The sequence below is a fragment of the Ensifer sp. NPDC090286 genome, assembly GCF_044769565.1.
Lineage (GTDB): Bacteria > Pseudomonadota > Alphaproteobacteria > Rhizobiales > Rhizobiaceae > Ensifer.
On the sequence record NZ_JBIVYF010000006.1, the window covers coordinates 1 to 12,438 of the forward strand.

At 63.5% G+C, this 12,438-nt stretch carries 8 protein-coding genes; 2 read left to right on the forward strand and 6 right to left on the reverse strand.

Annotated elements, in window-relative coordinates; translation table 11 throughout:
• Positions 1-400: 400 nt before the first annotated feature.
• Positions 401-2,368: a M23 family metallopeptidase gene (locus ACIQUG_RS26720; RefSeq protein ID WP_043626166.1), complete on the forward strand. Its 1,968-nt coding sequence runs from the start codon at positions 401-403 to the stop codon at positions 2,366-2,368.
• Between the two features lie 86 nt (positions 2,369-2,454).
• Here ACIQUG_RS26720 and clpB read toward each other — a convergent pair whose 3' ends face one another.
• Together clpB and ACIQUG_RS26730 are read right to left on the reverse strand one after the other, a co-directional pair.
• On the reverse strand, positions 2,455-5,061 hold the full coding sequence (clpB, locus tag ACIQUG_RS26725; RefSeq protein ID WP_402325213.1) for an ATP-dependent chaperone ClpB: 2,607 nt from the start codon (positions 5,059-5,061) through the stop codon (positions 2,455-2,457).
• 240 nt (positions 5,062-5,301) lie between these two features.
• Entirely contained in the window at positions 5,302-6,321 is a 1,020-nt protein-coding gene (locus ACIQUG_RS26730; protein WP_402325215.1) for an NAD(P)-dependent oxidoreductase, read from the reverse strand.
• Between the two features lie 130 nt (positions 6,322-6,451).
• Here ACIQUG_RS26730 and ACIQUG_RS26735 point away from each other — a divergent pair, with 130 nt between their 5' ends.
• The gene (locus ACIQUG_RS26735) at positions 6,452-7,036 is read left to right on the forward strand and encodes a TetR/AcrR family transcriptional regulator (protein ID WP_043626181.1); all 585 of its coding nucleotides are present in this window, start codon (positions 6,452-6,454) and stop codon (positions 7,034-7,036) included.
• A 104-nt stretch (positions 7,037-7,140) separates the two neighbouring features.
• Here the strand turns inward: ACIQUG_RS26735 and ACIQUG_RS26740 are convergent, their stop codons facing one another.
• From ACIQUG_RS26740 to ptsP, 4 genes are all read right to left on the reverse strand, one after another.
• On the reverse strand, positions 7,141-7,800 hold the full coding sequence (locus tag ACIQUG_RS26740) for a DUF4167 domain-containing protein (RefSeq protein WP_402325216.1): 660 nt from the start codon (positions 7,798-7,800) through the stop codon (positions 7,141-7,143).
• A gap of 332 nt (positions 7,801-8,132) precedes the next feature.
• On the reverse strand, positions 8,133-9,002 hold the full coding sequence (gene prmC / locus ACIQUG_RS26745) for a peptide chain release factor N(5)-glutamine methyltransferase (RefSeq protein WP_402325217.1): 870 nt from the start codon (positions 9,000-9,002) through the stop codon (positions 8,133-8,135).
• Positions 9,003-9,005: 3 nt separating this feature from the next.
• Positions 9,006-10,088 carry a peptide chain release factor 1 gene (gene prfA, locus ACIQUG_RS26750; RefSeq protein ID WP_192450563.1) on the reverse strand — a complete coding sequence of 361 codons (1,083 nt, stop codon included), beginning with the start codon at positions 10,086-10,088 and terminating at the stop codon, positions 9,006-9,008.
• 69 nt (positions 10,089-10,157) lie between these two features.
• Positions 10,158-12,425: a phosphoenolpyruvate--protein phosphotransferase gene (gene ptsP, locus ACIQUG_RS26755; protein WP_043622970.1), complete on the reverse strand. Its 2,268-nt coding sequence runs from the start codon at positions 12,423-12,425 to the stop codon at positions 10,158-10,160.
• Positions 12,426-12,438 lie beyond the last annotated feature (13 nt).

Here is a 12,438-nt window from a genome sequence, read left to right on the forward strand (position 1 = left end):
CTAGAGCGAAGGTCGTCGTCGCCAGCAGCGCCGCCGCCCTCGTCAGTGATCGGGCTTATAGACCCCCATCCCCGAACACGTCAACAGGGATTTTCGGAAAAAAAGACAGATTTCTGACAAAGCCCACAAACGCAGGGCTTTGCGCCCCCAAAAAACTTTTGCCCCCTCCCCCGGGCCTGTGGAGACACAATTTGGCCCTACCTTTTTCACAATCCGCCTATCTAAGCGAAAACGAAGATGCGTCGCGGATGCGGGCGCGCGGACGGGCTTGGATATATAGGATATCGCCCTTGCCGCTTCCGCGCGTGATTTGACTCCGCCGCGTGAAAGATGCACACCTTCGCGCAACGTATCGCAGGCAAGAATACGGTTTAGAGAAATCGGGGACTCTCAGTTCGGCATGATCACCGACAAGAACATGGTCAGGTCGCTTGGCGACCAGCCACCGATCCTGGCGCATGGCCGGCGCGCGCCCGACAGGCGCGAGATCTCGCTGCGCTGGCTATCGGGTACCTTCCTGACGGGGATCACCTCGAGCCTCCTGATGGGTGTCGCGCTTTTTGCAGCGCTTGACGGACGCCAGCAGCTGGCAATCCCGGCCGAAGCCTACGCCGCGCTCGATGCCGGTTCGAACGGCGACGAGCAGGCAACCGCCGTTCGCGGCGGTCGCATCCTGTCGCCGAAGCTCGTTGCCAAGCCGGCCGACAAGACGATCATGGAAGTCTCGACGATGACCCATGACGGCGAGAAGGAAGTGGTGCGCAAGCAGCCCTTCGTTCACGTCAAGATGGCGCTCGCCGCCAATCATCAGGCCTCGGAAAGCTATCCGGACTTCGATCCTCTGGCGATCTTCTCGACGGAAGAGGCAGATGAAGAGTCCCCCGTTTCGCGAACCGGCACGCTTTACGGCTCGAATGTCGATTCCGAAGTGGCGCTGAAAACCGTCGACTTCCCGCTGCGTGGCGGCGCCACCTTTGACAGCTCGATGTCGCTCGAAGAGGTCGAGGAAAATGTCCGCACCAACGGCTCTGTCCTGACCGAAGGCAGCACCCAGGTCGCCTCGCTCTATTATGTCGACCCGCAGCGCTTCGCTTCGGAAAATGACGGGCTCGATCTTCTCCAGGGCCTGACCGCCCGCATCGTCGAGCAGAACAAGAGCGACGCCGCCTACGAGACGATCGACGAAGAAACCACCGAATACGCCGACGACATCATCCCGGTGCGGCGCCAGACCGACATCGCGACCGTGATGAGCAGCGCCGGCTATACCAAAGCGCAGGCCGAAGACGCCGCCGGCTATCTCGGCCAGGCGCTCGGCGCCAGCGAACTTTCCGAAGGCGATGTCCTGCGCATCGGCATCATTCAGAACGGCGAGACGCAGAAGGGTCAGGACGCACGCATCGTGCGGGCCACAATCTATTCGCGCAACCGGCATGTGCTGACGATGGCGGTCGATGACAAGGGCCGCTTCGTGCCCGGCGCCGAGCCGCCGAGACTTGACGCGGTCGCCACCGCCTTCGACGACAACGGCGCGCCGGTCATGACCAGCAGCCACGATCTGCCGCGGGTCTATGACGGGATCTACCGGGCGGCACTCTCCTACGGCATGAACGCCGACATGGTCGGCCTCGTCGTCAAGCTGCTCGCCAGCAATGTCGATTTCCAGGCGCAACTGAAGCCGACGGACTCGCTCGAAGCCTTCTTCTCCGTGACCGACGAACGCGGCATGGCGACGGAGGATTCCGAACTCCTGTATGTTCGCGCCAAGTTCGGCGATGCCGTTACCGCCTTCTACCGGTTCCAGGATCCGAGCGACAACACGATCGACTATTTCGACCAGGACGGCAAAAGCATCCGCCAGTTCCTGTTGCGCAACCCCGTGCCGAACGGCCACTTCCGCTCGGGCTTCGGTATGCGCCGCCATCCGATCCTCGGCTTCTCGCGCATGCACACCGGCGTCGACTGGGCAGCCCCGCGCGGCACGCCGATCATCGCCGCCGGCGGCGGTGTCGTCGAAAAGGCAGGCTGGGATTCCGGCGGTTATGGCAACCAGACGCTGATCCGCCATGCCAACGGCTACGTGTCCTCCTATAACCACCAGAGCGCGATCGCCAAGAACGTCAAGGTGGGCAACAAGGTCGTCCAGGGCCAGGTGATCGGCTGGGTCGGCACAACAGGCCTTTCGACCGGACCGCACCTGCACTACGAGCTCATCGTCAACGGCAACAAGGTCGATCCCTTGCGCATCCGCCTGCCCGGCGGCAAGTCGCTTTCCGGCGATGCGATGGCGAAGTTCGAGAAGGAACGCGACCGCATCGACGAATTGCTGAACAAGGACGGCACGGGCGCAGAGGTCGCGAGCAACTAACCGCTCCTCCCCTCCCCTTCTCGAAAATCGGCACAAACGAAAAGGCCGCCCCGAAGGGCGGCCTCTTGATTTGAGCGCTGCTGGACTTAGGCGGCTTCCTTGTCCGGTCCCAACCCGCGCTTGAAGTTGAGGCGATCCGAGCCCGAGAGCACCTTGACGGTCGAACCATCCGGGAACTCGCCCTGCAGGATCTTCTCGGCGAGCGGATCCTGCACGAACTTCTGGATCGTCCGCTTCAGCGGACGGGCACCATAGGCCGGATCGTAGCCCTTGTCGGCCAGGAACGCGCGGGCATCGTCGTCGAGCTCCAGCGTGATCTTGCGCTCGGCAAGCAGCTTGCGCAGCCTTTCGAGCTGGATATCGACGATCGCACCCATTTCCGAGCGGCGCAGCCGGTGGAACAGGATGATCTCGTCCACGCGGTTCAGGAACTCCGGCCGGAAGGCGGACTTCACCACCTCCATCACCTGGTCGCGAACCACATCGCTGTCCTCGTTTTCGCCAAGCCCGACCAGATATTCCGCGCCGAGGTTCGAGGTCATGATGATCATCGTGTTACGGAAGTCGACGGTGCGACCCTGACCATCGGTCAGGCGGCCGTCGTCGAGCACCTGCAGCAACACGTTGAAGACATCCGGATGCGCCTTCTCGATCTCGTCGAACAGCACGACCTGATAGGGCCGGCGCCGAACGGCTTCGGTCAGCGCACCGCCTTCCTCGTAACCGACATAGCCCGGAGGCGCGCCGATCAGTCGAGCGACGGAGTGCTTCTCCATGTATTCCGACATGTCGACCCGCAGCAGCGCGGTTTCGTCGTCGAAGAGGAACCGGGCAAGCGCCTTGGTCAGCTCGGTCTTGCCGACACCAGTCGGACCCAGGAAGATGAACGAGCCGATCGGCCTGTTCGGATCCTGAAGGCCGGCGCGCGAACGCCGGACGGCACGGGAAACCGCCTGCACGGCGTCACCCTGGCCGACAACCCACTTCGCCAGTTCGTCTTCCATGCGAAGCAGCTTGTCGCGCTCGCCTTCCAACATCTTGTCGACCGGAATGCCGGTCCAACGCGAAACCACATGCGCGATGTTGTCGGGGGTCACAACCTCCTGCACCATCGGGTTGGCATTGGCGTTCTCCTGGCTTTCGGCGTCCGAGAGCTCCTTTTCCAGCTTCGGGATGACACCGTAGGTCAGTTCGCCGGCACGCTGGAACTCGCCCTTGCGCTGGACGATCGCCAGTTCGTTGCGGGCTTCGTCGAGCTGCTTCTTGAGATCGGCGGCACGCCCGAGCTTCTGCTTTTCCGCCTGCCAGCGGGCCGTCAGCGCGGATGCCTGCTCTTCGAGGGAAGCCAGATCAAATTCGAGCTTCTCCAGCCGATCCTTCGACGAGACGTCGGTTTCCTTCTTCAGGGCTTCGCGCTCGATCTTCAGCTGGATGATGCGACGATCGAGCTCGTCAAGCTCTTCGGGCTTGGAATCCACCTGCATGCGCAGCCGCGAGGCGGCTTCGTCCATCAGATCGATCGCCTTGTCCGGCAGGAACCGGTCGGTGATGTAGCGGTTCGAAAGGGTCGCGGCGGCAACCAGGGCGGAATCCGAGATCCGGACCTTGTGGTGCTGCTCGTACTTTTCCTTCAGACCGCGCAGGATCGAGATCGTGTCCTCGACCGTCGGCTCCTCAACCATGACCGGCTGGAAGCGACGGGCAAGGGCCGCATCCTTTTCGACATGCTTGCGGTATTCGTCGAGCGTGGTCGCCCCAACGCAATGCAGCTCACCGCGCGCCAGCGCCGGCTTCAAAAGGTTGGAGGCGTCCATGGCGCCATCGGCCTTGCCGGCCCCGACCAGCGTGTGCATCTCGTCGATGAACAGGATGATCTCGCCGTTTTCGGCCTGCACCTCGTTGAGCACGGCCTTCAGCCGTTCCTCGAACTCGCCGCGGAACTTCGCGCCGGCAATCAGAGCGCCCAGATCGAGCGCCATCAGCCGCTTGTCCTTGAGGCTTTCCGGCACGTCGCCATTGACGATGCGCAGCGCCAGGCCCTCAGCGATCGCGGTCTTGCCGACGCCGGGCTCACCGATCAGAACCGGATTGTTCTTGGTGCGGCGCGACAGCACCTGGATGGTACGGCGGATCTCGTCGTCGCGGCCGATGACGGGGTCGAGCTTGCCCTCACGCGCATCGGCCGTCAGGTCGCGTGCATACTTCTTCAGACTGTCGAAACCCTGCTCGGCATTGGCGCTGTCGGCGGTGCGGCCCTTGCGGATGTCATTGATCACCTGGTTGAGCTTGGTCGGCGTGACGCCGGCCTTCTTCAGCACATCGGCGGTGGCAGCCGAGCTTTCGATCGCCAGCGCCAGCAACAGGCGCTCGACGGTGACGAAGCTGTCGCCGGCCTTCTTGGCTGCGTCTTCGGCACTCGAAAACACCCGCGCGAGCGGCTGCGACAGATAGACGGAACCGTTGCCGCCGGAAACCTTGGGGAGCTTTGCCAGTGCTGCGTCATTGCCGGCACGCGCTTCGCGGGCATCACCACCGGCCCGCTCGATCAGCGAGGCGGCCATGCCCTGGTCGTCATCGAGCAGTACCTTCAGCACATGCTCGGGCGTGAATTGCTGGTGTCCTTGCGCCAGCGCATAGGTCTGTGCCGACTGCAGAAAACCGCGCACGCGCTCGGAATATTTTTCGATATTCATACTCTACCTCCATATCCCGGCAGGCCCATCATGGCACCCGTCGGTGTTTCAGGATCAGGCTCCCGCATTCGGCAAGCCTGTCAGTATGGCGCGATCCCCGCTTTGCGTCGGATCAACGCGTCCGAAGCGAATATGGGGCAGCGATTTTGGAAATTAAAGAGCCTCGCGACGCTCCTGAGACGGAAATCTGCAACCACGAGGCGGCCGCGCACCGAAAGGGTAACGCGGCCGCCGGATTGCCTATGCCGCGGGCGTCCGCTCGGCAAAGGTCGCGCCGAAATCCTTCATCCGCCGCACGTAGTAGGCCGGGTCGATCAGGACCTCCGGCAGATAGAGCCCGGGCGCCGGGGCCGCCCCGCCCTCAAGGCCGAGCATGCGCTCGACCGCAAGGGCGACGCCAAGGGCCGTCAACGGCGCCTGGCCCTGAGGGTGCACGATCTCGTACCGACGGTCGAGCGGCTCGCCATGCTTGTTGCGGCCCTTGATATCGATGGCGATCTCGGTCGAGAACGGCTCGCCGCGCCGTCTGCTCGCGGAGACGCTGTAAGCAAGATCCAGCCTGATATCGCTGGCGTTGGTGCGGGCCGAAAGCGCCATGACGTCGAAGGGCGAATAGGCGGTCGCTTCGAGTTCGACACCGTCAACGCTTCTGAAGCGCGCCTTGGAATCCTCGCCGCCGGCCCAGTGGAACTTGCCATCCGTGACGGTCAAGGCCGCGGGCGCGAGACCGGTGATGCGGTTGTAATCGGCAAGCGCTGCCGGCCCGCCCATGTCCTCTTCGTCGAGCAGGACCCCGATGCGGATCGCGTCGATCGCCTCATAGGCTTTGGCAAAGTCGAGGATCGGGAAGATCGCAGCACCTGCAAGCCAGTGACTGGCGAGCAGGATCGGCGCGCTGTCCGGCGCGTGGATGTACTGCGCCATCTCCGGACCGACCTCGAAGGTGCCGCTCGAGAGGCTGATATAGGGGATGCCGTGGCGCTGGGCGTAGCGCATCGAACTCAGTTTTTCGTCTTTCAGGAAGATGACGACCGCACTGAAGCGGCGCTCGGCGCCGAGGCCGAGATCCGGTCGCCCAAGGTCAACACTGACCCCGATTGCATCGCCAACCTCGCGCGCGACCGCTTCGGCCTTGCCAAGATCGCGACCACCGATCGCGATCGGCAGCGCCGGGTGCAGACGACGAATGATCTTTGCGGCCTGCGACCCGACGACCCCGGAACCGCCGATGATCAAAACGGGCAGAAACTTGCTCGACATCTTCCTATCTCCTAAACGAGAGGTAAGCGGCACCTACCAAACTTACCATTAGTAACTTACTACTGGTAAGTAAGATGCCGAAGGCCACTTTCAAGAGGCGTGAGCCGACGCGAAAAGAGGATTATGACCGATGAGCCGGACGAAGGGCCGAAAGCTTGCCAAGCCGGAGCGACGCGCCCAGTTGCTCGAGACCGCAAGGGAGATCCTGCGCGAACGGGGCGCCGACGCCCTGACGCTTGGCCATCTCGCCGAAAGCGCCGGCGTCAGCAAGCCGATTGCCTACGAACACTTCGGCACGCGCGAGGGGCTTTTGATCGCCCTCTCCCAGGAAATCGAAGACCGGCACACCGAGAAACTGAGGGTGGCGCTGGAGGGGGCATCCAGTCGGCTCGATGCGGTCGCCGACATCATCAGTTCGGTCTACATCGACTGTGCGGTCGAAAGCGGCGAGGAATGGCAGGCGATCTCCGGCGCGCTGCGCGGCAATGCCGACATGATCGCCACACAGCAACAGCAGGTCGACGACTACGTCGCCATGATCAAGACCGCCCTCTCCCCCTTCTCGGAAATCGCTGAAGACGATCTGAGGCTTCGCTGCACCGGTATCGCCGGCGCGGCCGAAGCAATCGGCCGCGAGCTGATCCGTGGGCGCACAAGCGAGACGGCCGCGAGCAGCAACCTTGCTGCGCTCATCGTCGACAGTGCCAAGAGTTGACCAGCACAAAGGCTGATCAGCGGTGGCCGGACAAAGAAAAACCCGGCCGCTAAGGGCCGGGTTTTTGGTGCCTGCACTGGACAGGCTGAGGATTGCGACTTCGCTTATTCGGAAGCGGCGAGAGCCGGTGCTTCCGGAGCGTCATCACCCGACGGCTGAGCCTCGTCGGCGGCACCTTCGGCGGCGCTGCGGCGCGGACGGCGCGGACGCGGCGTGTTGCGGCGGCGCGAAGCGGCGCGGCCGGAAGCGGCCGGTGCCTCTTCTTCCATCGCGACTTCGGCCGGCGTGCCTTCGATCACCGGCTGCGGGCCGGTACCGTCGATGACAGGCTGCGGCTCGGAAACCGGCGCAGCGGCTGCGGCAACCGGAGCCGGCATATCGTCTACATAGCCCTGATCCAGATCGTCCTGGTCCTGGTCGGCGCCATCGTGGCCGCGGAAGTCCTGACGGTCGTCACGCTGGAAACGGTCCTGCATCTGCGCCTGTGCGGCAGCGATGATGCGGTTGTAATGCTCGGCGTGCTGCAGGTAGTTTTCCGCCATGACCCGGTCGCCGGAGCTCTGGGCGTCGCGCGCAAGTGCAGAATACTTCTCGGCGATGTGCTGGGCCGTACCGCGAATCTTCACATCCGGACCGGAGCTGTCGTAGGTCCGCGTCAGCGGGTTCGAGCCCTTGCGGTTGTGGTTGTTGTTATTACCATTGTTGTTGTTATTGTTGTTGTTATTCCGCCCGCGGCCGCGCTTGTTTTGCTGTCCTGGCCTCATAGTACATTCACCCGAATTCTCTTGATAATGATGATCATGTGGTTTCGTCTTCCGGCCGGATCCGTTCACGCCCGACAGAACACGCGCCGTTGTGCTCGCACAATGGCGGCTTCGGCGCCGACTGACGTCAAATTAACAGGTACCCGCACAAGGCACTGTTGAACCCTAGCAACTCTTTCTTGAGAGCAATCCCCGTGGCCAGGTCATACCGGAACGAATCTTAGGTCCATGACCTTCTGCCCAGTGCGCGGGCAAACTAGCCCGCTTCCTCTGGGATTCCAAGCCCTTTCTTTGCCTCTGCAAGAAAGAAGATGCGCCAGTGCAGCATTTTTTCAACGGTTTGTGTCGCGTTCGAAGATCAGGACGCGGTCATTGCCGCCGAGATCCTTCGCCTCTTCACGCAGACGGAATTTTTCGGCGTAAAACAACGCCGTTACCGCCTCTTTCTGGTCGAAACCGATTTCCAAGCCTATCACGCCGTTTGTCTCAAGATGATGACCAGCTTGAGAAGCGATGGCGCGATAGGCATCTAGCCCATCTTCTCCGCCATCAAGCGCTGCGGCCGGGTCGTGAAGTCTCACCTCCGGCTCAAGCTCTTCGACCACACTGGACCGGATATACGGCGGATTTGAGACGATGACGTCGAAGCGACCATCCACCTTTTCGTACCAGTTGCTGAGCAGGGGCCGAAATCGATCCGCAAGTCCGAGAGCGGCGGCATTTGCCGTCGCCGTCGCCAGCGCGTCTCCGGATATATCGGTCGCCGTGCCCCTGGCTTCAAGAACCTCAGACAGAAGCGCGAGACAAATCGCGCCCGTGCCTGTGCCGAGATCGATGATCTCGCACCCTCCCTTTCGCGCCACCACCGCGCGCAGATAAGGGATCATGCGATCGACCAGGGTTTCGGTGTCCGGGCGCGGCTCCAGCGTTTCCTTCGACAGCTTCAGCGGAAGGCCGAAGAACTCGCGCTCACCGAGGATGCGATAGACCGGCTCGCGCGCCAGCCGGCGGGTAACCGCAGCCCGGATCCGCTGGGCATCCTCATCCGAAACCGGGTCCCTGCCCCGCGACACGACCGCGCTCAGCGACAGGTCGAGCAGGCCCGAGATCAGATGCCGGACGTCGAGCGCCGCGTGTTCGATGCCGCCCGCCTGCAGGCGATCGCGACTTTCGGCAACCAGGCTCGCGAGCGTCTCGGCCATCGCTTAGCCCCGCTGCTCGCCGAGCTGCGCCAGTTGGCTTGCCTGGTAGTCGGCAAGCAGCGCATCGACGACTTCGTCGATTTCGCCCATCATCATCCGGTCGAGCTTGTAGAGCGTCAGGTTGATGCGGTGGTCGGTCAGCCGCCCCTGCGGGAAGTTGTAGGTGCGGATGCGTTCGGAGCGGTCGCCCGATCCTACCTGGCTCTTCCGGTCGGCCGAGCGTTCGCTGTCGGCGCGCTGGCGCTCCATGTCGTAGAGGCGCGAGCGCAGCACCTGCATCGCCTTCGCACGGTTCTGGTGCTGCGACTTTTCCGAGCTGGTGACGACGAGCCCGGTCGGCAAGTGTGTGATGCGTACGGCCGAGTCCGTCGTGTTGACGTGCTGTCCGCCGGCGCCCGACGAGCGCATCGTGTCGATGCGGATGTCCTCGGGCCGGATCTCGATATCGATGTCCTCGGCCTCTGGCAGCACCGCGACGGTTGCTGCCGAGGTATGAATGCGACCGCTCGCCTCCGTCTCCGGCACGCGCTGCACCCGGTGCACGCCGGATTCGAACTTCAGCCGGGCAAACACGCCGCGCCCGGAAACGGTCGCAATGATTTCCTTGAAACCGCCGGCTTCGCCTTCGCTCGACGACAGCACTTCGACCTTCCACCCCTTGCCCGCCGCATAGCGCTCGTACATCCGGAACAGGTCGCCGGCAAACAGCGCCGCCTCGGAACCGCCGGTTCCGGCGCGGATTTCAAGGATCGCGCTCTTTTCGTCGGCCGCGTCCTTCGGCAGGAGCAGGATCTGGATTTCCTGTTCCAGCCCCTCGATCGCCGCTTGGACCTCAGGCTTTTCCATTTCGGCGAGGTCACGCATCTCGCGGTCGGTCGATTTGTCGGCGAGCATGGCGGTGATGTCGGCAAGCTCCGCCGTCGCCTTTTCATAGGCGCGGATCTTCGTCACCACCGGCTGCAGTTCGGAATATTCCGAGGCGAGCTTGACGTAGACGTCCGCGGCCGGGCCGGCGGACATGCGCGCCTCGATTTCGCCGAACCGCCGTTCCAGTTCGCGCATCTTTTCAACGGGAAGCTTTGCCAAGTCTCACTCCAATGCGTCTTGCCCCGGCCGGATCAGCTCCGGACGAGGGTTGCGACGCGTCACTTCAATCTAAACCGGAATGCCGTTTTCCGCGGCGAAATCCACCAGCATCTGGCGAACGGGCGTCTGATCGCGCGTATCGTCCAGTGCAGCGTTGAGCTGTGCGCCGAGCTTGGAGGCGTCAAGCGCCAGAAGCATCGCCTTGATCGGTCCGACGGCCGTCGGCGACATCGACACCGAACGGAAGCCAAGCCCGAGCAGCGCCATGGCCGAGAGCGGCTTGCTCGCCATCTCGCCGCAGAGCGTTACCGGCGTGTCGTGCCTGTCGCCGGCGCGCACGATGTCGCGCAGGATCCTGAGGAACGGGCGACCGAGCACGTCGAACCGGTCGGAGACACGGGCATTGCCACGGTCGACCGCCATCGCGAACTGGAAGAGATCGTTGGAGCCGACGGAAACGAAGTCCACCTCGGTCATCAGCTCGTCGAGTTGCCAGAGCAGCGCCGGCACTTCGAGCATGGCGCCGAACTGCAGCTTGCGCGGCAACTGTTCGCCGAGCTTCGACTGCCGTTCGATTTCCTTCTGCAACAGGTCGCGCGCGATCCTGAGTTCGGAAACCTCGGTGACCATCGGCAGCATCAGCTTGAGCTCGGCACCGGCCGCGGCACGCAGCATGGCGCGCAGCTGGGTGCGCAGCAAACCCGGCCGGTCGAGCGAAAGCCGGATGGCGCGCCAGCCGAGCGCCGGGTTTTCCTCTTCCGCCGCGCGGAAATAGGGAACCACCTTGTCGCCACCGATATCGAGCGTGCGGAAGGTCACGGGCTTGCCGCCCGTCTGCTTCAGAACGTTGCGGTAGAAGGCTTCCTGCTCCTCCGCCTTCGGCATGGTCGAGGCGATCATGAACTGCAGCTCGGTGCGGAATAGACCGATGCCTTCGGCACCCGCCTCGTTCAGGTGCGGCAGGTCGACGAGCAGGCCGGCGTTCATCTGCAGCGTGATGCGCGTACCGTCCCGGGTCAGCGGATCGACGTCCTTCAGTGCCCGGAACTGCGCCTGACGCCGCGCCCGGAAGCGAACCTTTTCCTCATAGGCGCGCTGCAGGTCGGCGAGCGGTCGCAGATGCACCTTGGCATCGTCGCCGTCGATGATGATTGCGTCGCGGTTTTCTGCCAGCGCCACGGCGCCGGTCGCCTGGCCGATGACAGGAATGCCCATGGCGCGGGCAACGATCACCACATGGCTGGTGACGGCACCTTCTTCGAGCACCAGGCCGCGCACGTTTTCGCGCGGATAGTCGAGCAGTTCGGCAGCACCCATGGCGCGCGCGACGATCACCGCGTCGTTCGGAAAGTCGCTCGCCGAAAGCTTGGCGCCGTAGCCGGAGAGCTGGCGCAGCAAGCGGTTGGCGAGGTCGTCGAAATCATGCATGCGCTCGCGCAGGTACGGATCCGTCAGGCGGATCATGCGCGCCTTGGTCTCGCTCTGCACGCGCTCGACGGCGGCCTCCGCCGTCAGGCCGTTGCGGATCGCCTCTTCGAGCTTGCGCACCCAGCCGCGGTCATGGGCGAACATACGGTAGGTTTCGAGCACGGCCCGGTGCTCGCCTTCCATCGACACCTCGCGGCGCGACAGCATGTCGTCGATCGAAATGCGCAGCGAGCCGAGCGCTTCGGCAAGTCGCTGCAGCTCCTGGTCGGTATCCTCGTTGAGGAGATTGGTGACGACGATCCTCGGCTCGTGCAGGACGACATAGCCGAGACCGATGCCTTCGCCGTAGCTGTTGCCGTCGATCGAGACGGGACGCGACAGGTCGAGTTCGAGACCGGGCTTGGTGATCTTCTTCAGCTCGCCGGTCGCCACCATTTCGGCGAGAACCATGGCGGTCGTCTCAAGCGCCTCGACCTCGTCCTCGCGGTAGTTGCGCATCGCCTTGTTCTGAACGACGAGAACGCCGAGCGCGCGGCCGGTGCGCAGGATCGGCACGCCGAGGAAGGAATGGTAGATCTCTTCGCCGGTTTCCGGGAGGTAGGTAAAGGCTGGGTGCGACTGGGCGTCGGAGAGATTGAGCGGCCGCGCCGAAGCGGCGATGGTGCCGACGAGGCCCTGCCCCATCTTCAATTGCGCCAGGTGAACGGCGGCCTTGTTCAGACCTTCGGTCGCATAGAGTTCGAGCACGCCGTCGGAGCGCAGCACATAGACCGAACACACTTCCGCGACCATATTCTGCGCGATCTGGCGCACGATACGGTCAAGGCGCTCCTGCGGCTCCAGCGGTTCCGCCATCAACTCGCGCAACCGCTTGAGGAGAACGCGCGGACCTGCGGAAAGGTCTCTCATCGCGTGGGGTCTC